Source organism: Pseudonocardia bannensis, from assembly GCF_012911875.1.
In the GTDB taxonomy this organism is placed as follows: domain Bacteria; phylum Actinomycetota; class Actinomycetes; order Mycobacteriales; family Pseudonocardiaceae; genus Pseudonocardia; species Pseudonocardia bannensis.
The window spans coordinates 1-22,936 of the sequence record NZ_JAAXKZ010000101.1 but is presented as its reverse complement, the minus strand read 5'-3'; the positions used below and the strand labels follow the sequence as shown (position 1 = coordinate 22,936).

Annotated in this window: 24 protein-coding genes; 17 read left to right on the top strand and 7 right to left on the bottom strand. The window is 72.6% G+C overall.

All coding sequences use genetic code 11. The features are described 5' to 3' along the window. Positions 1 to 258: 258 nt before the first annotated feature. The 10 genes from HF519_RS22280 (at position 259) to HF519_RS22235 (ending at position 11,495) form a co-directional block, all read left to right on the top strand. Positions 259 to 1,152: a Rossmann-like and DUF2520 domain-containing protein gene (locus tag HF519_RS22280; RefSeq protein WP_169414940.1), complete on the top strand. Its 894-nt coding sequence runs from the start codon at positions 259 to 261 to the stop codon at positions 1,150 to 1,152. Then, complete coding sequence (panC, locus tag HF519_RS22275; RefSeq protein WP_169414939.1) at positions 1,149 to 2,030, top strand: pantoate--beta-alanine ligase; 882 nt, start codon at positions 1,149 to 1,151, stop codon at positions 2,028 to 2,030. Before HF519_RS22280 ends, panC begins: the two co-directional genes overlap by 4 nt. Before the next feature lie 21 nt (positions 2,031 to 2,051). Beyond that, positions 2,052 to 2,501, top strand: a complete 450-nt coding sequence (gene panD, locus HF519_RS22270) for an aspartate 1-decarboxylase (RefSeq protein ID WP_169414938.1) — start codon at positions 2,052 to 2,054, stop codon at positions 2,499 to 2,501. A gap of 13 nt (positions 2,502 to 2,514) precedes the next feature. Then, positions 2,515 to 3,378 carry a type III pantothenate kinase gene (locus HF519_RS22265; protein WP_169414937.1) on the top strand — a complete coding sequence of 288 codons (864 nt, stop codon included), beginning with the start codon at positions 2,515 to 2,517 and terminating at the stop codon, positions 3,376 to 3,378. A gap of 91 nt (positions 3,379 to 3,469) precedes the next feature. Continuing rightward, a complete protein-coding gene (lysS, locus tag HF519_RS22260; protein ID WP_312860278.1) occupies positions 3,470 to 4,969 on the top strand; it encodes a lysine--tRNA ligase in 1,500 nt (499 codons plus the stop codon). 154 nt (positions 4,970 to 5,123) lie between these two features. Continuing rightward, entirely contained in the window at positions 5,124 to 5,471 is a 348-nt protein-coding gene (locus HF519_RS22255; protein WP_169414935.1) for a histone-like nucleoid-structuring protein Lsr2, read from the top strand. A gap of 143 nt (positions 5,472 to 5,614) precedes the next feature. Beyond that, a complete protein-coding gene (locus HF519_RS22250; RefSeq protein ID WP_169414934.1) occupies positions 5,615 to 6,430 on the top strand; it encodes a siderophore-interacting protein in 816 nt (271 codons plus the stop codon). 198 nt (positions 6,431 to 6,628) lie between these two features. Then, positions 6,629 to 9,175: an ATP-dependent Clp protease ATP-binding subunit gene (locus HF519_RS22245; RefSeq protein ID WP_169414933.1), complete on the top strand. Its 2,547-nt coding sequence runs from the start codon at positions 6,629 to 6,631 to the stop codon at positions 9,173 to 9,175. A gap of 296 nt (positions 9,176 to 9,471) precedes the next feature. After that, on the top strand, positions 9,472 to 10,476 hold the full coding sequence (locus HF519_RS22240) for a YihY/virulence factor BrkB family protein (RefSeq protein ID WP_169414932.1): 1,005 nt from the start codon (positions 9,472 to 9,474) through the stop codon (positions 10,474 to 10,476). Positions 10,477 to 10,595: 119 nt separating this feature from the next. Next, positions 10,596 to 11,495 (top strand): alpha/beta hydrolase, encoded by a 900-nt coding sequence (locus tag HF519_RS22235; protein ID WP_169414931.1) that lies wholly within the window; start codon positions 10,596 to 10,598, stop codon positions 11,493 to 11,495. 73 nt (positions 11,496 to 11,568) lie between these two features. Here the strand turns inward: HF519_RS22235 and HF519_RS22230 are convergent, their stop codons facing one another. After that, positions 11,569 to 12,318 carry an SIR2 family NAD-dependent protein deacylase gene (locus HF519_RS22230; RefSeq protein WP_169414930.1) on the bottom strand — a complete coding sequence of 250 codons (750 nt, stop codon included), beginning with the start codon at positions 12,316 to 12,318 and terminating at the stop codon, positions 11,569 to 11,571. A 113-nt stretch (positions 12,319 to 12,431) separates the two neighbouring features. Then, positions 12,432 to 12,746 (bottom strand): antibiotic biosynthesis monooxygenase family protein, encoded by a 315-nt coding sequence (locus HF519_RS22225; protein ID WP_169414929.1) that lies wholly within the window; start codon positions 12,744 to 12,746, stop codon positions 12,432 to 12,434. A gap of 28 nt (positions 12,747 to 12,774) precedes the next feature. On the opposite strand from HF519_RS22225, the gene HF519_RS22220 reads away from it, so the two are divergent. Beyond that, positions 12,775 to 13,578 (top strand): alpha/beta fold hydrolase, encoded by an 804-nt coding sequence (locus HF519_RS22220; RefSeq protein WP_312860277.1) that lies wholly within the window; start codon positions 12,775 to 12,777, stop codon positions 13,576 to 13,578. Positions 13,579 to 13,592: 14 nt separating this feature from the next. On the opposite strand, the gene HF519_RS22215 is transcribed toward HF519_RS22220, so the two are convergent. Both HF519_RS22215 and HF519_RS22210 read right to left on the bottom strand, forming a co-directional pair. Next, positions 13,593 to 14,075: a 2'-5' RNA ligase family protein gene (locus tag HF519_RS22215; RefSeq protein ID WP_312860276.1), complete on the bottom strand. Its 483-nt coding sequence runs from the start codon at positions 14,073 to 14,075 to the stop codon at positions 13,593 to 13,595. 15 nt (positions 14,076 to 14,090) lie between these two features. Further along, positions 14,091 to 14,948 (bottom strand): iron-sulfur binding domain-containing protein, encoded by an 858-nt coding sequence (locus tag HF519_RS22210; protein WP_169414942.1) that lies wholly within the window; start codon positions 14,946 to 14,948, stop codon positions 14,091 to 14,093. 180 nt (positions 14,949 to 15,128) lie between these two features. Here HF519_RS22210 and HF519_RS22205 point away from each other — a divergent pair, with 180 nt between their 5' ends. Then, entirely contained in the window at positions 15,129 to 15,956 is an 828-nt protein-coding gene (locus HF519_RS22205) for a hypothetical protein (protein WP_169414928.1), read from the top strand. A gap of 15 nt (positions 15,957 to 15,971) precedes the next feature. Here the strand turns inward: HF519_RS22205 and radA are convergent, their stop codons facing one another. Next, positions 15,972 to 17,345: a DNA repair protein RadA gene (radA, locus tag HF519_RS22200; protein ID WP_169414941.1), complete on the bottom strand. Its 1,374-nt coding sequence runs from the start codon at positions 17,343 to 17,345 to the stop codon at positions 15,972 to 15,974. Next, a complete protein-coding gene (locus HF519_RS22195) occupies positions 17,342 to 17,908 on the bottom strand; it encodes a copper chaperone PCu(A)C domain-containing protein (RefSeq protein ID WP_169414927.1) in 567 nt (188 codons plus the stop codon). The genes radA and HF519_RS22195 overlap by 4 nt, the downstream gene beginning before the upstream one ends. Positions 17,909 to 18,188: 280 nt before the next feature. On the opposite strand from HF519_RS22195, the gene HF519_RS22190 reads away from it, so the two are divergent. From HF519_RS22190 to ispF, 3 genes are read left to right on the top strand one after another with little or no spacing between them, the layout of a single operon-like run. Further along, a complete protein-coding gene (locus HF519_RS22190) occupies positions 18,189 to 18,683 on the top strand; it encodes a CarD family transcriptional regulator (protein WP_013678095.1) in 495 nt (164 codons plus the stop codon). Positions 18,684 to 18,721: 38 nt separating this feature from the next. Further along, positions 18,722 to 19,474 (top strand): 2-C-methyl-D-erythritol 4-phosphate cytidylyltransferase, encoded by a 753-nt coding sequence (ispD, locus tag HF519_RS22185; RefSeq protein ID WP_169414926.1) that lies wholly within the window; start codon positions 18,722 to 18,724, stop codon positions 19,472 to 19,474. Continuing rightward, positions 19,471 to 19,938, top strand: a complete 468-nt coding sequence (gene ispF, locus HF519_RS22180) for a 2-C-methyl-D-erythritol 2,4-cyclodiphosphate synthase (protein ID WP_169414925.1) — start codon at positions 19,471 to 19,473, stop codon at positions 19,936 to 19,938. The genes ispD and ispF overlap by 4 nt, the downstream gene beginning before the upstream one ends. A gap of 1 nt (position 19,939) precedes the next feature. Here the strand turns inward: ispF and HF519_RS22175 are convergent, their stop codons facing one another. Further along, positions 19,940 to 20,377, bottom strand: a complete 438-nt coding sequence (locus HF519_RS22175) for a VOC family protein (protein ID WP_169414924.1) — start codon at positions 20,375 to 20,377, stop codon at positions 19,940 to 19,942. Between the two features lie 126 nt (positions 20,378 to 20,503). Between HF519_RS22175 and cysS the strand changes: the two genes are divergently transcribed. After that, positions 20,504 to 21,898: a cysteine--tRNA ligase gene (gene cysS / locus HF519_RS22170; protein ID WP_169414923.1), complete on the top strand. Its 1,395-nt coding sequence runs from the start codon at positions 20,504 to 20,506 to the stop codon at positions 21,896 to 21,898. A gap of 37 nt (positions 21,899 to 21,935) precedes the next feature. Next, a complete protein-coding gene (gene rlmB / locus HF519_RS22165; protein WP_169414922.1) occupies positions 21,936 to 22,916 on the top strand; it encodes a 23S rRNA (guanosine(2251)-2'-O)-methyltransferase RlmB in 981 nt (326 codons plus the stop codon). Positions 22,917 to 22,936 lie beyond the last annotated feature (20 nt).

Below are 22,936 nucleotides of genomic sequence, written 5' to 3'. Positions count from 1 at the left end.
GCCCGCTGCCCGGTGGCCGCCCGCCCCCCGGCGTCGCGTACCCCTCATCGCCGTATCCCGGTGCGGGCCGCCCGGACCCCGCCGGACCGCCGCCCGCCGGTCCGGCGCGCTGACGAGCGGCGGATCCACACCGGGGTGAACCCGGTCACGGGCCGTCCTCGCAGGCTCCGGCCACGTCTAACCTGTGCTCGCGTCGCCAGCCAGTTGTCGACCCTCGTCTGGTACCCGAACGGGACTGGAACGAGCAAGGAGTGCGTGATGAGTGCAGGCCGGCCTGCCCGGCTGGCCGTCGGAGTGGTCTCCGCCGGCCGCGTCGGGTCCGTTCTGGGTGCGGCATTGACCGCCGTCGGACACCACGTCGTCGCGACGTCGGGTGTCTCCCGCAACTCCGTGCACCGGGCTGAGACCCTGTTGCCCGGCGTCCCCCTGCTCCCGCCCGACGAGGTCGTGCAGCGCGCCGACCTCGCTCTGCTCGCCGTCCCCGACGACGTGCTGCCCGGCCTGGTCCGCGGGCTCGCCGGCGCCGGTTGCTTCCGGCCGGGGCAGATCGTCGTCCACACCTCGGGCGCACACGGTGTCGCGGTGCTCGACGGAGCCGTTGAGCACGGGGTGCTCCCGCTCGCCCTGCACCCGGCCATGACCTTCACCGGGCGCCCCGAGGACGTCGAGCGGCTGGGGTCCTGCTGCGTCGGCGTCACCGCGGCGGCCGACGACGGCGCGGCGTGGAGTGTCGGAGAGGCGCTGGTCGTCGAGATGGGCGCCGAGCCGGTCCGCATCGCGGAGGCGGCCCGCCCCCTCTACCACGCCGCCCTGGCACACGGCGCCAACCACCTGGTGACGCTCGTGCGTGACTGCGCCGAGGTCCTGGAGCGCGCCGGGATCTCCCCGGCCGAGCGGGTGATCGCCCCGCTGCTGTCCGCCGCGCTGGACAACGCGCTGCGCCACGGCGACCGGGCGCTGACCGGGCCGGTGGCCCGCGGCGACACCGGCACTGTCCGTACCCACCTGCGCGAGTTCGCCGCCGTCGACCCCGGACTCGCCGAGACCTACCGGGTCCTCGCCGGGCGCACCGCGCACCGGGCCGAGACGGCCGGGCTGCTGCCCGGGCGCGCCGTGGACGAGGTCCGAGCCACCTTGGAGGAGCAACGGTGACCACCGCACGTACCAAGAACGGCTTCGCCGCGGGCCGGCTCACCGTGCACCGCTCGCCCGCCGAGCTCAACGCGGTGACCCGCGCATTGCGTGGGGCCGGCCGCAAGGTCGCCCTGGTGCCGACGATGGGCGCCCTGCACGAGGGCCACCGTGAGCTGATCCGGCACGCCCGCCGGCTGCCCGGCTCCACCGTCACCGCGGTGTCGATCTTCGTCAACCCGCTGCAGTTCGGCCCCGGCGAGGATCTGGAGCGCTACCCGCGCCCGCTGGAGGCCGACCTCGAGGTCTGCCGCGAGGAGGGCGTCGAGCTGGTCTTCACCCCGGGTGTCGAGGACATGTACCCGCCGGGCTCGAGCACCCGGCTCGCCCCCGGCCCGCTCGGTGACGAGCTCGACGGCGCCGTCCGCCCCGGGCACTTCGCCGGGATGCTGACCGTGGTCGCGAAGCTGTTCCACATCGTCGGCCCGGACGTGGCGCTGTTCGGCGAGAAGGACTACCAGCAGCTCGTACTGATCCACAAGATGGTCCGTGACCTGGACTTCCCGCTGTCGGTGGTGGGGGTGCCGACCGTCCGCGAGGCCGACGGCCTGGCACTGTCCTCGCGCAACGTCTACCTGTCCGCGGCGGACCGGGAGCGTGCGACCACGCTCTCCCGCGCTCTCAACGCGGGCGCGGCGGTGTCCGCACGCGGTGCGGACGCCGTCGTCGAGACCGCCCGTGCCGTACTGGCCGGGGAACCTGCGCTGCAGGTGGAGTATCTCGAACTCCGCGACACGGAGCTCGGACCGGCGCCGGCCACCGGCCGGGCCCGGCTGCTGGTGGCGGCACGTCTGGGCACGACCAGGTTGATCGACAACGTCCCGGTCCAGCTGGGCTAGCCCGTCGGGGAGGAGAACACGATGTTCCGCACCATGATGAAGTCCAAGATCCACCGCGCCACGGTCACGCAGGCCGACCTGCACTACGTCGGCTCGGTGACCGTCGATCAGGATCTGATGGAGGCCGCCGACCTGCTCGAGGGCGAGCAGGTCGCGATCGTCGACATCACCAACGGCGCCCGCCTGGAGACCTACGTGATCCCCGGTGAGCGGGGCAGCGGAGTGATCGGCATCAACGGCGCCGCTGCGCACCTGGTGCACCCCGGCGACCTGGTCATCCTCATCTCCTACGCGCAGATGGACGAGGCCGAGCTGCGCACCTACGACCCGCGTGTCGTGTTCGTCGACGAGCTCAACCGGATCGTCGAGCAGGGCAACGACCCGGGACACGCACCGGAGGGTTCGGGCCTGCTCTCCGGCTCCGTGACCCGGCACGGGGACCCCGGCGGGCTCCTGCTCGCCGAGCGTTAGGACGGAGCGGGGCGTGCTGCTCTGCATCGACGTCGGGAACACCCAGATCGCCCTCGGGCTCTACCCCGACACGCCCGAGGAGCTGGTGCGTCCCGAGCTGGTCCGGGACTGGCGGATGCGGACCGACCCGCGGATGACCGCCGACGAGCTCGAGGTGGCGATCCGCGCCCTGCTCGGGGAGCACGCCCGGCACGTGACGGGCATCGCCGCGCTGTCCACGGTGCCCTCTGTGCTCCGCGAGCTGCGCCTGATGCTCGACCGGCGCAGCTCCCGGATGCCCACCGTGGTGGTCGGCCCCGGTGTCCGCACCGGTGTCCCGCTGCTGGTGGACAACCCGCGTGAGGTGGGCGCCGACCGGGTGGTCAACACCCTCGCCGCGCACCGCCTGTTCGGCACCGCCTGCATCGTCGTGGACTTCGGCACCTCCACCAACATCGACGTCGTCTCCGCGCGGGGGGAGTTCCTCGGCGGGGCGCTCGCCCCGGGTATCGAGATCTCCCTCGACGCCCTCGCCACGCGGGCCGCGGCGCTGCGCACGGTGGAGCTCGTGCGGCCCCGCTCGGTGATCGGCAAGAACACCGTGGAGTGCCTGCAGTCCGGTGTGCTCTACGGTTTCGCCGGCCAGGTGGACGGACTGGTGCACCGGATCCTCGACGAGCTGGGCCCCAAGGCGGGGCCGATCACCGTGCTCGCGACCGGCGGCCTGGCTCCGCTGATGGACGGGGAGTCGTCGACCATCACCGAGTTCGTACCCGACCTCACCCTGCTCGGTCTGCGGCTGACCTACCTGCGCAACGTGCGCACGACCGCTGTGGCCGGCGGCGCCGTGCCGCACCCGGCCGGGGTGCCCCCCGTCCCGGGGCCGGTCGGGTCGTAGCCCCCGCTACGGCGCTCGCCGGTGTTCCGGCGCCCCGCTGCGGGTGTACCGCCGGTCGGGCCTCGCGTCGACGTCGATAACATTGCTCAGCGTGACCACTGCGCCCCGCCCACCTGACGACGACCTCCCCGAGCAGATCCGGGTGCGTCGTGCCAAGCGTGCGGAGCTGCTTGCCGACGGGGTCGATCCGTACCCCGTCGAGGTCGAGCGCACGCATACGCTCCGTCAGGTTCGCGATGCGCACCCGGACCTGCCGCCCGACACCGCGACCGGCGAGCAGGTGGCCGTGACCGGCCGTGTGATCTTCCAGCGCAACACCGGCAAACTCTGCTTCGCGACGCTGCGGGAGGGCGACGGGACCGAGCTGCAGGCCATGCTGAGCCTCGCGAACGTGGGCGAGGACGAGCTGGCCCGGTGGAAGTCACTGGTCGATCTCGGTGATCATGTGCTCGTCAAGGGCGAGGTGATCACCTCCCGCCGCGGTGAGCTGTCCGTCTCCGCCGACGGCTGGTCCATGGTGTCGAAGGCGGTGCGGCCGCTGCCCGTGGCGCACCGGGAGTTGTCGGAGGAGACCCGCGTCCGGCAGCGCTATGTCGACCTCATCATGCGGCCCCAGGCCCGGGAGATGGTGCGGGCCCGCTCCACCGTGCTGCGCACCCTGCGTTCGGCTTTCGAACAGCGTGGATTCATCGAGGTCGAGACCCCGATGCTGCAACTTCTGCATGGTGGCGCGACTGCTCGTCCGTTCGTCACCCATGCGAATGCACTCGATACCGACCTCTACCTGCGGATCGCTCCGGAACTTTTCCTGAAGCGGTCGGTGGTGGGCGGGATCGAGCGGGTCTTCGAGCTCAACCGGGTGTTCCGTAACGAGGGTATCGATTCGACCCATTCGCCTGAGTTCGCGATGCTGGAGGCGTACCAGGCATACGCCACCTACGACGACATGGCGGAGCTCACGCAGCAGCTGATCGTTGAAAGTGCACGAGCTGTGTTCGGTTCCACAGTCGTTCGCCACGCGGACGGGTCCGAACACGACCTCGGTGGGCCGTGGCGTTCGGTGACGCTGCACGGAGTCGTGTCCGAAGCGGTGGATCAGGATGTGACACCGGACACCTCCGCGGATACTCTGCGAAAGATCGCGGCCAAGCACGACGTCGAGCTCAAGGATTCCTGGTCGGCCGGCGAGATCGTGCTCGAACTGTTCGAGAAGCTGGTCGAGCACACGCTCATCGAGCCCACCTTCGTGCGTGACTATCCCGTCGAGGTCCGCCCGCTGACCCGGCAGCACCGCGGCGATCCGCGGCTGGCCGAGGCCTGGGACCTCATCGTCTTCGGCACGGAGCTGGCCACCGCCTATTCCGAGCTGGTCGATCCCGTCGAGCAGCGGGAGCGGCTGCACGCCCAGTCGCTGCTGGCGGCGGCCGGCGACGTCGAGGCGATGCAGCTCGACGAGGACTTCCTGCGGGCGATGGAGTACGGAATGCCGCCGACCGGCGGCATGGGAATGGGTATCGATCGCCTGCTCATGACCCTCACCGGGCTCGGGATCCGCGAGACCATTCTGTTCCCCCTCGTCCGCCCGGAGTGAGACGCGCTTCCACGCGCCACGCCAACTGATTTCCGCTGTACACGGCGGGTTCGGTGGGGCCGCCTCGACAGTACAGCTGTAATGGAGATACGATTCATTTAGCGGCGTCGCCGCATGTCATTACCCAACGATTAGTGCATGGAGGGCTGCGGCGGTGGCGCAGATCCGTGAGATCAGGCTCATCGACGACCTGGACGGCGAGGCCGCGGACGAGACGGTCGAGTTCGGGATCGACGGCAAGAACTACGAGATCGACCTGTCGAGAGACAATGCCGGAAAGCTCCGCGACGCGCTCGCGTCGTATGTCGCGGCGGCCCGGCGTACGGCGGGCCGGCGCCGGGGATCGGCGGGTAGCGGTTCCAGCGGGGCCAGCCGCCGGCCGTCGATCGACCGGGAGCAGAACCAGGCGATTCGCGACTGGGCCCGCAAGCGCGGGATGAAGGTGTCCGACCGCGGCCGCATTCCGGCGGACGTGCTCGAGGCGTACCACCAGGAGAACTGAGGCGTGGCCGGCACGGCACGGCTCGCGGCCGCGCCGTGCGACGGGGCCGACCGGAATGCCGGTCGGCCCCGTCGCCGTTTCGGCGGCCGGGTTAGCCTGGCGCCGGAGCGGCGGCGTCCGGTGCCGTCCGGGGTGGAGGTGCCATGGCCCGCAGGCTCACCAGTCTCGAGGTGCAGCGCACCGAGCGGCTGACCCCGCACATGATCCGGGTGGTGGCCGGGGGAGACGAACTCCTCGGGTTCCCGGACACCCCGTACACGGATCGGTACGTCAAGCTGATCTTCCCGCGGCCCGGCGTGGACTACCCCGAACCGTTCGACATGGACGCGATCCGGCGGGACCTGCCTCGCGAGCAGTGGCCGATGACCCGGACCTACACGGTGCGTGACTTCGATCCGACGGCCCGCGAGCTGACGATCGACTTCGTGCACCACGGGGACAGCGGCCTGGCCGGGCCGTGGGCCGCCGCGGCCCGTCCGGGCGACCGGCTCCGGCTGCTCGGCCCCGGCGGCGCCTACGCGCCGCGCCCGGATGCCGGATGGCACCTGCTCGTCGGCGACGAGGCGGCGCTGCCGGCCATCGGCGCGGCACTCGAGCGGATCCCCGCGGGCGTCCCGGCGCTGGTCGTGATCGAGGTGGCCGACGCCGCCGAGCACCAGGAGCTGCCTTCGCCCGGTGACGCCCGCATCTCGTGGGTGCACCGCGACGACACGAGCCCCGGCCCGTTGCTCGACACCGTCCGCGCCCTCGAGTTCCCGGCGGGCCAGCTGCACGCGTTCGTGCACGGTGAGGCCGGCGCGGTCAAGCTGCTGCGCCGGCACCTGATCGATGAGCGAGGTGTACCGCGGGAGTGGCTGTCGGTCTCCGGCTACTGGCGGCGCGGGCGCGACGAGGACGGCTTTCGCGCGGACAAGGCCGCCGAGCGGCAGGCCGAGGAGCAGGCGGCGGCGACCGCCTGAGCCCCCGACCGCCGTTGCGGGACGTCCCGGCCCGGATCCGGCCGTCCGGGAATCCCACGGGGTGGGACCGCGTTGTGTACGAGCAGTGCGCATGGTGCGCGCTGGAGGCGGTGAAGCCCGCACGCCCGATACAGTGGTATGGGGCGTCCGCGGTGCAGCGCGCGCCGCATGTGTGGGCGCAGCAGGCAAGGAGTGCGAATGTTCGAGAGGTTCACCGACCGAGCAAGGCGGGTTGTCGTCCTGGCCCAAGAAGAGGCCCGGATGCTCAACCACAACTACATCGGCACCGAGCACATCCTCCTTGGCCTGATCCACGAGGGCGAGGGTGTCGCCGCGAAGGCGCTCGAGTCGCTCGGGATCGCTCTGGAGGGCGTCCGGCAGCAGGTCGAGGAGATCATCGGCCAGGGCCAGCAGGCGCCGTCGGGTCACATCCCGTTCACGCCTCGGGCCAAGAAGGTCCTCGAGCTGTCCCTGCGCGAGGCGCTGCAGCTCGGGCACAACTACATCGGCACCGAGCACATCCTGCTCGGCCTGATCCGCGAGGGCGAGGGCGTCGCGGCACAGGTGCTGGTCAAGCTGGGCGCCGACCTGAACCGGGTCCGCCAGCAGGTCCTGCAGCTGCTGTCCGGCTACCAGGGCAAGGAGCCCGCCGAGGCCTCTGCCGGCCGTGGCGAGGGCACCCCGTCGTCGTCGCTGGTGCTCGACCAGTTCGGTCGCAACCTCACCCAGCAGGCCCGCGAGGGCAAGCTGGACCCGGTCATCGGCCGGGAGAAGGAGATCGAGCGGGTCATGCAGGTCCTCTCCCGGAGGACCAAGAACAACCCCGTCCTGATCGGCGAGCCCGGCGTCGGCAAGACCGCCGTCGTCGAGGGGCTGGCCCAGGGCATCGTCAAGGGCGAGGTGCCCGAGACGCTCAAGGACAAGCAGCTCTATACGCTCGACCTGGGCTCGCTGGTCGCCGGCTCCCGCTACCGCGGTGACTTCGAGGAGCGCCTGAAGAAGGTGCTCAAGGAGATCCGCACGCGCGGCGACATCATCCTGTTCATCGACGAGATCCACACCCTGGTGGGTGCGGGTGCCGCCGAGGGCGCGATCGACGCCGCCAGCATCCTCAAGCCGATGCTGGCCCGCGGCGAGCTGCAGACGATCGGTGCGACCACGCTCGACGAGTACCGCAAGTACGTCGAGAAGGACCCTGCGCTGGAGCGCCGCTTCCAGCCGATCCAGGTGGGCGAGCCGAGCGTCACGCACACCATCGAGATCCTGAAGGGTCTGCGCGACCGGTACGAGGCGCACCACCGGGTCACCATCACCGACCCGGCCCTGGTCGCCGCGGCCACCCTGGCCGACCGGTACATCAGCGACCGCTACCTGCCGGACAAGGCGATCGACCTGATCGACGAGGCCGGCGCCCGGATGCGGATCCGCCGGATGACCGCGCCGCCGGACCTGCGCGAGTTCGACGAGCGGATCGCCGGCGTGCGCCGGGACAAGGAGTCCGCGATCGACGCGCAGGACTTCGAGCGGGCCGCGCACCTGCGTGACCAGGAGAAGCAGCTGCTCGGGCAGAAGTCCGAGCGGGAGAAGCAGTGGAAGTCCGGTGACCTGGACGTCGTCGCGGAGGTCGACGACGAGCAGATCGCCGAGGTGCTCGCCAACTGGACCGGGATCCCCGTGTTCAAGCTCACCGAGGAGGAGACCACGCGTCTGCTCCGCATGGAGGACGAGCTGCACAAGCGGATCATCGGTCAGGAGGACGCCGTCAAGGCGGTCTCGCAGGCGATCCGCCGTACCCGCGCCGGCCTGAAGGACCCGAAGCGCCCGTCCGGCTCGTTCATCTTCGCCGGCCCGTCCGGTGTCGGTAAGACCGAGCTGTCCAAGGCGCTGGCGAACTTCCTGTTCGGCGAGGACGACGCGCTCATCCAGATCGACATGGGCGAGTTCCACGACCGCTACACCGCCTCGCGGCTCTTCGGTGCCCCTCCCGGCTACGTGGGCTACGAGGAGGGCGGCCAGCTCACCGAGAAGGTGCGGCGCAAGCCGTTCTCGGTGGTGCTGTTCGACGAGATCGAGAAGGCGCACCAGGAGGTCTACAACACCCTCCTGCAGGTGCTGGAGGACGGCCGCCTGACCGATGGGCAGGGCCGGACGGTGGACTTCAAGAACACCGTCATCATCTTCACCTCGAACCTCGGTACCCAGGACATCTCGAAGGCGGTCGGGCTCGGGTTCGCCCAGGGCAACGACGAGACGTCGAACTACGAGCGGATGAAGAACAAGGTCAACGATGAGCTGAAGAAGCACTTCCGGCCGGAGTTCCTCAACCGTATCGACGACATCATCGTCTTCCACCAGCTGAACGAGGAGCAGATCATCACGATGGTCGACCTCATGATCACGCGGGTGGAGGCCCAGCTGGCCAACAAGGACATGGCCATCGAGCTGACCCCGGCGGCGAAGGGGCTGCTCGCGCGGCGCGGGTTCGACCCGGTGCTGGGCGCCCGGCCGCTGCGCCGGACCATCCAGCGGGAGATCGAGGACCAGCTGTCCGAGAAGATCCTGTTCGGCGAGGTCCAGCCCGGTCAGATCGTGATCGTCGACGTCGAGGGCATCGACCCGGACGCCCCCGAGGGCTCCCGGGCCGCGGACGACAAGGCGCACTTCACCTTCCGGGGTGAGCCGAAGCCGGCCGCAGGTGTTCCCGACGCCCCGCCGGTCGACATGGCCGGTGCCGGCGACGAGTGAGTGAGCACGTCTAGCTAGACCGCAGGACCCAGCCCCGCGCCGATCGGCGCGGGACACCCGAGGGCCGGCCCGGACACTGTCCGGGCCGGCCCTTCGGCGTCTCCGGGGCATGTCGCCGCGCCGGGACCGCCCGCGCGGCGGGAGCAGGGGCCGGTCCGCGCGTGAGGGCCGCTGATCGGCGCCCGGGCATGTGGCGCCGCGGTGGCCGCGGTCGGCGGTGCCGAGCCGACGATCTCGGCTGCGGTAGGTAGCGGCTCGCCGCCGCGTCGAGGGCCGCCCGCCGTTACGGTGGCGCCATGAGCTCGGTGCGGGTGGTCCCGGAGACCGAGCTGATGTCCGGTCAGCAGCTCTCCGCGGACGACGCGTGGCACACCGTCCGCCGCTACGGACCGGCGCACCTGCTCTCGACGGGCTTCCTCCGGTTCCGCTACGGCGACGGGTTCAGCCACGCCCGGGCGTTCGCCCTGCAGCTCGCCCTGGCCGCCGTGCCACTCGTCATCGCCGGGGCGGGGCTCGCGACCGCGATCGGCGTCGAGTCGTTCGCCGAGGTCGTCGCCCGGACCGTCGTCGCGATCTCGCCGGGGAGCAGCGACGCGCTCGTCCAGCAGGCGATCGAGGGTGGTGGACGTGACGAGGGCAGCAAGCGCGCCGAGATCGTCGTCGTGCTCGGCCTGCTCACCGCGTTCGCCGCGGCGACCTCCGCGTTCGCGCAGCTGGAGCGCGGAGCGAACCGGATCTACGGCACCGAGCGGGACCGCCCGGTGCTGCGCAAGTACGGGCGCGCCGCGCTGCTGACCGCCACCGCCGGGCTGTCGATGGCGGTCGGCCTGCTCCTGATCGTGGCCGGTGAGCCCTTCGGCGAGGCGATGGAGGCGGTGTACCGCTGGGGCGGCACGGCCGAGGAGATCTGGGACGCGCTGCGTTGGCCGTTCGGCCTGGCGTCGCTGGTCGTGGCCGTGACGGCGCTGCTGCGGTTCGCGCCGCGGCGCCGGCAGCCGGGGCTGAGCTGGCTGGCGGTCGGCGGCGCGGTGACGGTGCTGGCCTGGCTGGCGGGGTCGGGATTGCTGGCGTTGTACGTGGCGCTCGCGGCCGGCTTCGACGAGACGTACGGCCCGCTCACCGCGGTCATGGCGCTGCTGCTGTGGGCCAACGTCACAGGGATCGCGCTGCTGGCCGGGTTCGCCCTGGCGGCCCAGCTCGAGGCGGTGCGCGCCGGGCTGCCCGACCCGCTGCTGCCCGACAGCGACGACGACGGCATCCCCGACCACCTCGACGAGCACCCCGGCTCGCCCGCGCGCTGACCCGCCCCTGAGTAGGGGACTAGCTTCTCGGACCGATCGCTTCGAGACTGAGATCACACCGGCCCAGGGTGGAGCTGCGGTTCTGCTCGGGCCACCGGATCCGGCCAGAGGAGATAACGATGGCTCGACGCGACATCGAGTTCGACGCCGAGGGCGTCACGCTGCGCGGCTGGTTCTACCCGGGACAAGGTGCGAGCGGCGCCGCCCCGACGGTCGTCATGGCGCACGGCTTCTCCGCGGTCAAGGAGATGTACCTCGACAGCTACGCGGAGGTCTTCTCCGCCGCCGGGCTCAACGCACTGGTGTTCGACAACCGCAACTTCGGCGCCAGCGACGGGGAGCCACGCCAGGAGATCGACCCCTGGGCCCAGGTCCGCGACTACCGCCACGCCATCACCTACGCCACCACGCTGCCCGAGGTCGACGGCAACCGCATCGGGATCTGGGGCAGCAGCTACTCCGGTGGCCACGTCCTCGTCGTCGCCGCGATCGACCGCCGCGTGAAGGCGGTCGTCAGCCAGGTTCCGCTGGTCAGCGGCCACGACAACTTCCGGGCCCTGGTCCGCGCCGACTTCATCGCCGGGTTCCAGGACGGGTTCAACGCCGACCGCCTGGCCCGCTTCCAGGGCGACCCGCCGGCGATGGTGCCCGTCGTCGCCGAGGACCCGCTCGCGCCGTCGGCGCTGCCCACGCCGGACTCGTGGCGGTGGTTCACCGAGACGCACAAGCTCCGCGCGCCCTCCTGGCGTAACGAGGTCACCCTGCGCAGCGTCGAGATGTTCACCGAGTACGAGCCGGTCAGCTACATCCCCTACATCAGCCCCACTCCGCTGCTGCTGCTCCCGGCCGTCAACGACGTCCTCACGCCCACCGACCTGGCGATCGCCGCGTTCGAGAAGGCCCGCGAGCCCAAGAAGCTCACGATCCTGCCCGGTGGCCACTTCGACGCCTACGTCAAGGGCTTCGAGCCTTCCAGCACCCCCGCGCGCGACTGGTTCGTCCAGCACCTCACCCGCTGACCGGCGCGCGTCTTCCGGTCCCCGCGCGCCGTGCAACGCGCGTGGGCGAGATCGGCGCGCGTCACCGCCGGATTCAGAGGAGGGCGTCGAGGGCGCGGAGGGTGTCAGCAGCCGGGGTCGGCAGGCCGATGCCGCGGCCGTGCCGGACCTCGGGCTGGCGAACGTTGATCCGGACCAGAGCCCCCGACGCGGCGGAGGCCAGCTCGGCCTGGCGGCGCACGGTGGGGACCGCGGTACCGGCGCCCAACTCGATGACCGCGAGCCGCACGCCGTCGGCGCGCAGTGCCCGCAGCCACGACCGGTGGGCGAGCAGCCCGGCCTCGGACCGTTCGGGCTGCCACGACCAGTCACCGAACATCAGGATGTTGGGCCGGGCGAGTCCGCCGCAGCTCGGGCACGCGGGCAGCGGACCCGTCGCGCGCATGGTCTCCGGGTCGACGTGCACCTCGAGCCCGTCGGCCGGCCACACCGGCCGGCCACAGCCGGCCAGGCACTGCAGGTGGTGGATCGAGCCGTGGCACTCCGCCACGTCGTCGTCGGCGAACCCGGCGCGCTGGAACTGGCCGTCGACGTTGGATGTGAACACCCGGGTCGGCCACCGCCGTGACCACTCGAGGAGCACCCCGAACCCGGCGTGCGGCACCGTCTCCCGGTACAGCGCGAGCCGGTGGCCGTAGAAGCCCCAGGCCAGCTCGGGGTCCTCGGCGAAGTGCACCGGGTCGGCGATCTCCTCGAAGGCCAGTCCGAGATCGCGGTACGGCGGGTACGCCCGCCAGAAGCCCTCGACCCCGCGGAAGTCGGGCAGGCCCGAGTCGACGCCCATCCCGGCGCCCGCGCAGACCAGCAGCGCGCCGGCCCCGCGGAGCAGGTCGGCGGCGCGCTGCAGGTCGGGGCTGCTCGGGTCGGTGCCGGTCGGGCCGGTCGGGCCGGTGGTGGTCAGGACTGCGGCTGGGCCGTCGACTGCTGCACGACTTCGAACTCCAGCAGCGACGACCCCGACGCCACCGGACGGGCGCGCTCACCGGAGTGCGCCTGCATGGCCGGCCCGTTCAACCAGGCCTGGAAGTCCTCCTCGGTCTCCCAGTGGGTCACCACGAAGTAGCGATCCTCACCCTTCACCGGCCGCAGCAGCTCGAAGGAGAGGAACCCCGGCTGACCGTCCACGGCGTGCAGCCGGTTGGCGAACCGCTGCTCCAGCTCGGGACCGGCGCCTTCGGGCACCTCGATTGCGTTGATCTTCACGACGGCCATGGGGCCAGGTTAGTAGCAGAATGCGGATGTGCGACGTTCGGTGCGGACCTCCGACGGTGTGTACCTGGCCGTCGTCGAGTTCGGTGGTGACGGGCCGCCGGTGCTGCTGCTGCACGGCCTGATGGGGCGGGCCACGACCTGGTGGCCGCAGACGCGTTGGCTGACCAGGCACGGCCGGGTGCTCGCCGTCGACGCGCGTGGGCACGGCCGGTCCCAGGCCGCAGGGCCGTGGACGACCGCACGGATGGCCGCCGACGCCGCGGAGGTGATCGAGCAGGCCGGGGCCGGACCGGCGGTCGTCATCGGCCATTCGATGGGCGGGCTGCACGGGCTCGTCCTGGCCGCGCAGCGGCCGGACCTGGTCCGCGCGCTGGTCGTCGAGGACATGGCGGTGGACTTCCGGGACGCGACCGGTCGCAACCTCGATGACGCCCGGGCGTGGTTCGGGGCCGTACCGCAGCCGTTCCCGTCGCTGGCCGCAGTGCGGCAGGCGTTCGGGCATCCGCGCCCGGAGTTCGGCGAGTACATGGCGGAGTGCGTCGAGGAGCGCGCCGACGGCTACCACCTGCTCACCAGGGTGGGCGATGCCGTGCAGATCGCGGCCGAGTGGGCCGCGGTCGACCACTGGGCGGCGGTCGGGGCCGTCCGGTGCCCGACCCTCCTGCTCGAGGCCGAGCAGAGCGTTGCGCCGGTCGGCCACATGGTGGAGCTGGCCCGGCGGATCCCGGGCGCGTGGCACGTGCGCGTACCCGGCACCGGGCACCTGGTGCACGCCGGCGCGCCTGCGGCCTACCGGGCGACCGTCGAACGGTTCCTCGCCGGTCTGCCCTGAGCGCGGGCGAGCGGTCAGCCGGTGATCGGCTCGGTGGTGCCGGTCCGGGTGTCGGCGACCTCGACGCCCACCACCCGGGCACGGACCGGGTGCATCGGGTGCAGCGCCGCGAACGCCTCGGCCGGGCGCTGCGTGGCCAGCACGCAGTGCGGCAGCCACGAGCCCGGCAGGTACGCCGCGAACGGGGAGCGGACCCGGCCGGCCAGCGCGTCGTGCACCGCCGCGTGCACCGCGAGCAGCTCGGCGTCGACGACGGCGGCCGCCACGAGCTCCTCGTCGCGCCCGGCCACGGTGCCCAGGGTCGCCAGCCACAGGGCCGGCAGGGCGAGCACCCGAAGCTCGTCGGCGAGCGCCGCACGAGCGGGGGCGGGGATCTTCGCCGCGGCGGCGAAGGTGACGGTCGGCCGGTCCGCGGGTACGGCGATCCCGGCGTCGCGGACCCGTGCGCGCAGCCCGTCGAGTTCGGCCTCGGCGGCCTTGTCGAGACGGAAACGCACCGCCTGGACCACGGTTCAGGCCGGGAGCGCGAAGCGCCCGTCGTCGAGCTGCTCGGCCAGCCCGTCCACGAGCAGCGAATCGAGACAGCGGTCGCGCTGGGCGGCATCGGACCACGCCCGGTCGAGGGCGGCCTTCTCGACGGGCTCCGACGCACCGCGCAGCACGTCCAGCAACCGGCCGCGCACCTGGCGGTCGGTTCCGGCGAAGCCCTGCGGTGCCTTGCGCGGTCCGGTGTACTCCGGGCGCCCGGCGGCCTGCCACGCGCAGTCCGCCCGGACGGGGCAGGCCGCGCAGCGCGGCGAGCGCGCTGTGCAGACGACCGCCCCGAGCTCCATCAGTGCGGCGGACAGCGTCGCCGCCGTGGGCTCGTCGGCGGGCAGCAGCGCCTCGACGTCGGCGAGGTCGGCGCGCACCCGGGCCGGACCGGCGTCCCCCCGGCCGTGCACCGCGCGGGCGACGACCCGGCGGACGTTCGTGTCCACGACGGGGCAGCGCTTGCCGTAGCCGAAGGCGGCGACGGCCCGCGCGGTGTAGGAACCGACCCCGGGCAGCGACTCCAGGACGTCCACATCGCCCGGGACGACGTCGCCGTGCTCGGTGGCGATCACGACCGCGGCCTGGTGCAGGCGCAGCGCCCGCCGCGGATAGCCGAGCTTGCCCCAGGCCCGCAGCACGTCCGCCCGCGGCGCGGCGGCGAGCGCCGAGGGCACCGGCCATTCGGCCATCCACCGCAGCCAGACCGGTTCGACCCGGGCGACCGGGGTCTGCTGGAGCATGAACTCGCTGACCAGCACGCCCCACGGCGTGGTCTCCGGGCGTCGCCAGGGCAGGTCCCGCGCGGTGGCCGCGAACCAGGGCACCAGGGACTCCATCGACGTCACGGTCACGAAGTATCCCGTATGCCGGGCCCGGCCCGATCGCTACGGCCCCGGCGGCCCGGCCGGGAGGCCGGCTCGCCGCTCAACCCACACGGGTGGTTCGGGCGTCGTCTTTGCGCGGCGCGCCGACCACCTGCTGCAACGTGTAGTAACCACCAATCTACGCTGCGTGACATGTGGGAGCCGGTCGGACCGCTTCCCGCGTCCGTGTACTGGCGCCGGCGCGGGATCGCCCTCGCGTCGATCATCTCGGTGTTCGTCCTGTTCGGCTGGATGATCTCAGCCCTCGCCACCCCCGCGTCCGACGACGCGGGCGAGACGGCCACCACCCGGGCGGCCAGCCGCGCCGCCCTGACCGCGCCGGTGTCCGCCGGGACCACCACCCCGGGCACGGCCGTGGGCAGCGCGCCCGCTTCGGCCCCCGCTCACGCCTCCGGATCGACCACCTCCGGCGTCGTCGCCACCAGCCCCGGTACGCAACTCCGCAGCCCGGTGGCAGGGCCGGACGCCACCACCCCGGCCGCCGACGAGCTCGTCCGGCCCGACGACACCCCGCGCCCGCCGGTCTCGGTGCCGCCGTCGGTGCCACTTCCCCCGACCGGGCCGGTGCCCTGCACCAACGACATGCTCACCGTCGGTGCCGAGATCGACCGGCCGGACCACAAGGTCGGCGACCGGCCTGTGCTTCGCCTGGTCGTCACGAACGTCAGCGAGCAGCCCTGCGTACGTGACCTCGACGGCGCGCGCCAGGAGATCGTCGTGTGGAGCGGCGACGGGGCCGACCGGTTGTGGTCGAGCAACGACTGCGTCAACCCGTCCACCATCGACCTGCGCACGCTCGTGCCGGGCCAGCCCGTGGCGTTCGCGGTGACCTGGTTCGGCCGGACCTCGACTCCGGGCTGCGCCGAACCGCGCACCCCGGTCCCGGCCGGCGCCTACCGCGTCATGACCCGGGTCGACAACCTGATCAGCGCTCCGACGCCGTTCCTGCTGCTGGACTGAAGCGCAGGTCCGCGCTCAGCGGATGCCGTCGACGACGAGCGCCAGGTCGCCGACCTCCTGGATCCGCATCCCGTTGGGCTTGACGTCGCTGTCGGGCGGCACGAGCGCGCGGGTGAAGCCCAGCCGCGCGGCCTCCGCGAGCCGCCGCTGCACGCCGGCGACCCGGCGCACCTCGCCCGCGAGCCCGATCTCGCCGATCACGACCAGGTCCGGGGGCAGTGCCAGGTCCCGCTTGGCCGAGGCGATCGCGAGCGCGAGAGCGAGGTCGGCGGCGGGCTCGAGCACCTTCATCCCGCCGACGGTCGCGGTGAACACCTCGGCGTCGTGCAGCTTGATCCCGACTCGGCGTTCCAGCACGGCCAGCAGCATGGCGACGCGCGCGCTGTCCAGCCCGCTCACCGCGCGGCGCGGGCTGGCGATGTCCCTGCCGGCGACGAGGGCCTGCACCTCCGCCAGCAGCGGGCGCCGCCCGTCCATCACCACGGTCACGGCGGTGCCGGGGACGACCGCCTCCCGGGTGGCGCCGAACCGGGCCAGGAAGAGCCCCGAGGGATCGGCGAGCCCGACGATGCCCTCGTCGCGCAGTTCGAAGCAGCCGACCTCGTCGGCCGGGCCGAAGCGGTTCTTCACCCCGCGAACCATGCGCAGTGTCGAGTGCTTGTCGCCCTCGAACGACAGCACGACGTCGACCAGGTGCTCGAGAACACGCGGCCCGGCGATGGACCCGTCCTTGGTCACGTGCCCGACGAGGATCACGGGCAGCCCGCGCTCCTTGGCCAGCGCGGTGAGCGCGACGGTGACCGCGCGGACCTGGGTGACACCCCCGACGGCGCCGTCGGCGTCGGCGGTGGACATCGTCTGGACGGAGTCGACGACGAGCAGGTCGGGCGTCAGCGTCTCCAGATGCCCGACGATCGCGCCGAGATCGGACTCGGCGGCCAGATACAGCTCGTCGTGCACGGCATTCGTGCGCTCCGCGCGCAGCCGCACCTGCCCGGCCGACTCCTCGCCTGTGACATACAGCACGCGACGGCCCTTCGCGGCCGCCTTCGCGGCGACCTCGAGCAGCAGCGTGGACTTGCCGACGCCGGGCTCACCGGCGAGCAGGACCACCGCGCCGGGGACGAGCCCGCCGCCGAGCACCCGGTCGAGCTCGTCGACCCCGGTCGTGCGGGCCCTGGCGGTGTCGAGTTCGACGTCGCCGATCCGCCGCGCCGGAGTGCTGGGTGCTCCCGCGGCGACCCGCCTGGTGGCGACGACCCGGGCCGCGTGCTGTTCGAGGGTGCCCCAGGCCTGACAGCCCGGGCAGCGCCCCACCCACTGCGCGGCCTGGTGTCCGCACTCGGTGCAGCGGTAGCCGGTGCGCGCGGTGCGGGTGCGGCCGGTCAGTGTCCGCCGCCCCCGCTGGCCGGCTCGTCGAGGCGCGCCTCGGCGGGGCTGCCGACCGGCAGGTCGACGACGACGTCACCGGCCCGCTCGAAGGTCAGCACCACCGGGTAGCTCAGGCCCGGACGGATCTCGTCGGTCAGCCCGGCCAGGGTGACCTGCACCTCGTGGGAGTTCGGCAGCGCCTGCAGCTTGGTGCCGGAGGTGATCACGTGGTCGCCGGGCAGCGCGCCGTCGCCGGCCAGCTGAACCGAGCCGGCCACCCGGCTGCTGGCCCGCAGCAGCCGGTCGGCCGCATCGGACTCGTTGACGATCGTCAGCTGGACCGGCGCGTTCTCGCCGCGGCGGTAGACGGCGGCGGCGGGCCTCACTCCGACCGGGTACTCGATCAGTGCGTTGCGCACGGCGATGTGGCCGACGGTGACGTTGGCCCCGCTGACCGCGGCGGTCTGGTTCGAGGTCTGGGAGATCTGTCCGGCGCCACAGCCGGCCAACCCCACCATCCCGATCATGGCGCCGATGAGGACGGCGGCTCCGGTCGGGCGGAAGCGCTTGGTGCGGCTCACGGGTCAGACGTCCTTCCTTGCCGGTCCTCGCCGGTTCGTTCCCCGCGTGGTGCGGGCCGGTGCGGCGGGGGCGGGTGCAGTGTCCGGGTGGTCGCGGTGGTGACCTGCCGGAAGCCTAGTCGCGCTGGTCGCGGGCCCGGTAACGCGCCTCGCCGAATCGGCGCCCGTGCACGTTTCCTGTCGGTTGTCAACCCCCTGACCTGCGACGACGGTGCCGACCGGCGCGCAGTGGGCGGGTCGGACGTGTTAACCTGGGTGCAGCGAAAGGGGCAGAGGACACATGGTTTTCAAGGTCGGCGAGACCGTCGTCTACCCGCACCACGGTGCCGCTCTCATCGAGGCCATCGAAACTCGGACGATCAAGGGCGAGGAGCGCAAGTACCTCGTCCTGAAGGTTGCCCAGGGTGATCTCACGGTGCGTGTTCCTGCGGAGAACGCCGAGGTCGTCGGCGTCCGTGATGTCGTGGGCCAGGAAGGGCTCGATCGGGTCTTCGAGGTGCTGCGTGCGCCGCACACCGAGGAGCCGACCAACTGGTCCCGGCGGTACAAGGCGAACCTCGAGAAGCTCGCCTCGGGTGATGTGAACAAGGTCGCCGAGGTCGTGCGCGATCTGTGGCGCCGGGAGAAGGACCGCGGTCTGTCCGCGGGTGAGAAGCGCATGCTGGCGAAGGCGCGGCAGATACTGGTCAGTGAGCTCGCGCTCGCCGAGGGCACGGACGAGGAGCGCGCCGAGGTGCTCCTCGACGAGGTGCTCGCCACTGCCGCGACGGCCTGACCGACGGCTGATCGCACGACCCCGGTCAGAGCTCCCTGATGAGCGTTGTCGCGGTCGTGCCCGCCGCGGGTTCGGGGCAGCGTCTCGGAGCAGCCCTGCCGAAGGCATTCGTCCCTGTTGGCGGCGTGCCCATCCTGCTGCGCGCCGTCGACGGCTTGCTGCGCTCCGGTGTCGTGGACCGGGTGGTGGTGGCCGTTCCGGCCGGCCAGGTCGGCGCAGCTCGTTCGCTGCTGGCCGGCCGCCCGGTTGTCGTCATCGTGGGTGGCTCGGACCGGACGGGTTCGGTACGCAACGCACTGCATGCGATGGATGGCGCCTCCGGCGGTGAACGAGCCCACGGTGGTGAACGAGCGGGTACCCGCGGCGGTGACGCTCACACCGAGGACTTCGGCGACATCGTGCTCGTTCACGACGCCGCGCGGCCCCTGACCCCGCCCGAGCTCACCGCGGCCGTGGTCGCCGCGATCCGTTCCGGGCGGCACGCGGTCGTGCCGGTGCTCCCGCTGGCCGACACCGTGAAGCAGGTCGACGGCGACGGCCGCGTGCACGGCACGGTCGACCGGTCCGTCCTGCGCGCGGTGCAGACCCCGCAGGGGTTCACCCGCGCGCTGCTGGAGCGCGCCTACGACGCTGCGGGCTCCGCGGCGACCGACGACGCCGGCCTGGTCGAGGCGCTGGGGGAATCGGTGCACACCGTCCCCGGCCATGCGTCGGCGTTCAAGATCACGACGCCGTGGGACCTGCAACTGGCCGAGATGCTGCTCGCCCGGACACCGGAGGCCGGAACATGAGGGTCGGCATCGGCACCGACGTGCATCCCGTCGAGCCCGGGCGCGAGTGCTGGATCGCCGGGCTGCGCTGGGACGGAGTGGACGGCTGCGCCGGCCACTCCGACGGCGACGTCGCCGCCCACGCGCTCTGCGACGCCCTGCTGTCGGCGGCGGGCCTGGGTGACCTCGGCGCCGTGTTCGGCACCGGGCGCCCGGAATGGTCGGGCGCGAGCGGTGTGACCTTGCTGGCCGAGGTCCGCCGCCTGCTGGCCGAGGGCGGCTGGGCGGTGAGCAACGCCGCCGTGCAGGTCATCGGCAACGCCCCCAAGATCGGCACGCGGCGGGCGGAGGCACAGCAGGTGCTCTCCGACGCCGTCGGCGGCCCGGTCGCGGTGTCGGGCACGACGACCGACGGGCTCGGGCTGACCGGGCGCGGCGAGGGGATCGCCGCGGTGGCGACGGCCCTGCTCGTGCCCGCCGCGTGACTCAGGCCTGCTCGTACATCGCGTCCGTGCGGGTCTGGATCTGCTCCGGCGTCAGCCGCTCGGTCTGCTGGGCGATCATCCACAGGTGGCCGTAGGGGTCGGACAGCCGGCCGCCGCGCTCGCCGTAGGGCTGATCGGCCACCGGGAAGACCACCGTCGCCCCCGCGGCGACCATCCGGTCCGCGACCGCGTCGGCGTCGGACACGTACAGCGCCATGATCACCGAAACGCCGCCCGTCGCCGGGGCCGGGTCGTAACCGTCGGCGTCCTTGACCGCAAAGCGGATCGGGCCCGCCCGCAGCATCGCGTGCACGATCCGGCCGTCGGGATCGGTGTACCGCTCGATCGTCTCCGCGCCGAGGGCCGCGGCGTAGAACGCGCAGGCGCCGTCGCCGTCGTCGACGACCAGCCTCGGGTAGAGGTCCAGGATGTCCGTCATGCGCCGAGTGTCGCGCGTCGCGGTCCCCGGCGTCTTGGACGAATGTGACCTCGCTCCGGTGGGCCTGCCGGGGGCACCCTGGAGGTGGTCATCCGGGCTGGCCAGCGGGTCCGTAGTCTGTATCGGGTGAGCTTGCGCCTCTTCGATACCGCGACCAGGGAGCAGCGGGACTTCGTCGCGCTGCGAGCCGGGGCTGTGTCGATGTACGTCTGTGGCGCCACGGTGCAGGGCCTTCCCCACATCGGTCACGTCCGCAGCGGTCTGAACTACGACGTGCTGCGCCGGTGGCTGGTCCACCGGGGGTACGACGTCACCCTCGTCCGCAACGTCACCGATATCGACGACAAGATCCTCCGCAAGGCCGCCGAAGCGGGCCGCCCGTGGTGGGAGTGGGCGGCGACGCACGAGCGCGCGTTCTCCGCGGCCTACGACGCCCTGGGCTGCCTGCCCCCCTCGATCGAGCCACGGGCCACCGGCCACGTGCCGCAGATGATCGAACTGATGGAGCGGCTGATCGACGCCGGGCACGCCTACGCGGCCGGCGGGGACGTCTACTTCGCGGTGCGGTCCTTCCCGGAGTACGGCGCGCTGTCGCGGCAGAAGGTCGACGACGTCGCCCAGGGTGAGGGGGAGCAGGGCGGCAAGCGCGACCCGCTCGACTTCACGCTGTGGAAGGCCGCAAAACCCGGCGAGCCTTCCTGGGAGACGCCGTGGGGACGCGGCCGGCCCGGCTGGCACCTGGAGTGCTCCGCGATGGCCACCGCCTACCTCGGCCCCGAGTTCGACATCCACGGCGGCGGCCTCGACCTGGTGTTCCCGCACCACGAGAACGAGCAGGCCCAGTCGCATGCGGCCGGCGACGGGTTCGCCCGCTACTGGCTGCACAACGCCTGGGTGACCATGGGCGGCGAGAAGATGTCCAAGTCGCTGGGCAACACGCTGTCCATCGACGCGCTGCTGCACCGGGTGCGCGGGGTGGAACTGCGGTACTACCTCATCGGCCCGCACTACCGGTCGGCGATCGAGTACTCCGACGCCGCCCTCAGCGAGGCGGTAGCCGCCTACCGGCGGATCGAGTCGTTCGTGCACCGGGTGCGCGAGCGCGTCGGGGAGCCGGGCGTCGACGCCGAGGTGCCCGCCGAGTTCGCCGCCGCGATGGACGACGACCTCGGCACCCCGGGTGCGCTCGCGGTCATCCACCGGGCCGTGCGCGACGGCAACGCGGCGCTGGACAGCGGTGACCGGGCGGCCGCGGCAGCCCTCGCGTCGTCGGTGCGCGCGATGACCGGGGTGCTCGGCGTCGACCCGCTGGACCCGCGCTGGCTCGGCGGCGACCGGGCCGACGACGCCGCCGTGGGCGCGCTGGGCACGCTCGTCGGCGAGCTCCTGGCCCAGCGCCAGCAGGCCCGGGCCGAACGTGACTTCACCACCGCGGACCAGATCCGGGACCGGTTGCTCGCCGCCGGGATCTCCGTCGAGGACAACCCCGACGGTCCGACGTGGTCCCTCAAGGACGTCTAGCTGCGATGTTCGGCAGCGTGAACGACAGGAACGATTGATGGCCGGCAATTCAAGGCGCCGCGGCGCGATGCGCAAGGAAGGCACCAAGAAGGGCGCGGTGGTCGGTTCCGGAGGCCAGCGCCGCCGTGGGCTGCAGGGCAAGGGGCCCACACCACCCGCGGAGATGCGTCCGGGGCACCCGGCCGCGCGCAAGGCGGCCCGGGACGCGAAGGCGGCTGCCCGGTCGAACCGCTCCCAGGTCGCCGGGTCGCGGCGCAAGGCGGGGGACGGCGACACCCCGGAGACGGTGCTCGGCCGCAATCCCGTGGTCGAGTGCCTGCGGGCCGGGGTGCCGGCCACGGCGCTCTACGTCGCGATCGGCACGACGGCCGACGACCGGATCGCCGAGGCGGTGCACCTGGCCGCCAACGCCGGCATCTCGATCCTCGAGGTGCCACGCAACGATCTCGACCGGATCTCCGGCGGCGCGCTGCACCAGGGCGTCGGTCTCCAGGTCCCCCCGTACGGCTACGCGCACCCCGACGAGCTGCTCGAGGCCGCCTCCGACTCCGGCCGGCCCCCGCTCCTGGTGGCGCTCGACAGCGTCACCGACCCGCGGAACCTCGGCGCGGTGGTGCGGTCGGTGGGCGCGTTCGGCGGCCACGGTGTGGTCGTCCCGCAGCGCCGGGCGGCGGGCATGACCGCGGTGGCCTGGCGGACCTCGGCCGGGACCGCGGCCCGCGTCCCGGTGGCGCGGGCGACCAACCTGACCCGGACGCTGCGCGAGTACGCGACGGCCGGGCTCATGATCGCCGGGCTGGACGCCGAGGGCGACGTGTCGCTGGACGACTTCGAGCTCGCGGCCGACCCGCTCGTGCTGGTCGTCGGCTCGGAGGGCAAGGGGCTGTCCCGGCTGGTCAAGCAGACCTGCGACGTGACGGTGTCGATCCCGATGGCGGGCGAGGTGGAGTCGCTCAACGCCGCCGTGGCGACCGGCGTGGTCCTGGCCGAGGTGGCCCGCCGCCGCCGCCAGTCCTGACACACCCCCACTCCACACCC

Coding starts and splice junctions, on each gene's coding strand:
- HF519_RS22280 (WP_169414940.1), top strand. CDS start 259: ATGAGTGCAGGCCGGCCTGCCCGGCTGGCCGTCGGAGTGGTCTCCGCC.
- panD (WP_169414938.1), top strand. CDS start 2,052: ATGTTCCGCACCATGATGAAGTCCAAGATCCACCGCGCCACGGTCACG.
- HF519_RS22250 (WP_169414934.1), top strand. CDS start 5,615: ATGGCCCGCAGGCTCACCAGTCTCGAGGTGCAGCGCACCGAGCGGCTG.
- HF519_RS22245 (WP_169414933.1), top strand. CDS start 6,629: ATGTTCGAGAGGTTCACCGACCGAGCAAGGCGGGTTGTCGTCCTGGCC.
- HF519_RS22240 (WP_169414932.1), top strand. CDS start 9,472: ATGAGCTCGGTGCGGGTGGTCCCGGAGACCGAGCTGATGTCCGGTCAG.
- HF519_RS22235 (WP_169414931.1), top strand. CDS start 10,596: ATGGCTCGACGCGACATCGAGTTCGACGCCGAGGGCGTCACGCTGCGC.
- HF519_RS22230 (WP_169414930.1), bottom strand. CDS start 12,318: ATGGGCGTCGACTCGGGCCTGCCCGACTTCCGCGGGGTCGAGGGCTTC.
- HF519_RS22225 (WP_169414929.1), bottom strand. CDS start 12,746: ATGGCCGTCGTGAAGATCAACGCAATCGAGGTGCCCGAAGGCGCCGGT.
- HF519_RS22210 (WP_169414942.1), bottom strand. CDS start 14,948: ATGGAGTCCCTGGTGCCCTGGTTCGCGGCCACCGCGCGGGACCTGCCC.
- HF519_RS22205 (WP_169414928.1), top strand. CDS start 15,129: ATGTGGGAGCCGGTCGGACCGCTTCCCGCGTCCGTGTACTGGCGCCGG.
- HF519_RS22190 (WP_013678095.1), top strand. CDS start 18,189: ATGGTTTTCAAGGTCGGCGAGACCGTCGTCTACCCGCACCACGGTGCC.
- ispD (WP_169414926.1), top strand. CDS start 18,722: ATGAGCGTTGTCGCGGTCGTGCCCGCCGCGGGTTCGGGGCAGCGTCTC.
- ispF (WP_169414925.1), top strand. CDS start 19,471: ATGAGGGTCGGCATCGGCACCGACGTGCATCCCGTCGAGCCCGGGCGC.
- HF519_RS22175 (WP_169414924.1), bottom strand. CDS start 20,377: ATGACGGACATCCTGGACCTCTACCCGAGGCTGGTCGTCGACGACGGC.
- rlmB (WP_169414922.1), top strand. CDS start 21,936: ATGGCCGGCAATTCAAGGCGCCGCGGCGCGATGCGCAAGGAAGGCACC.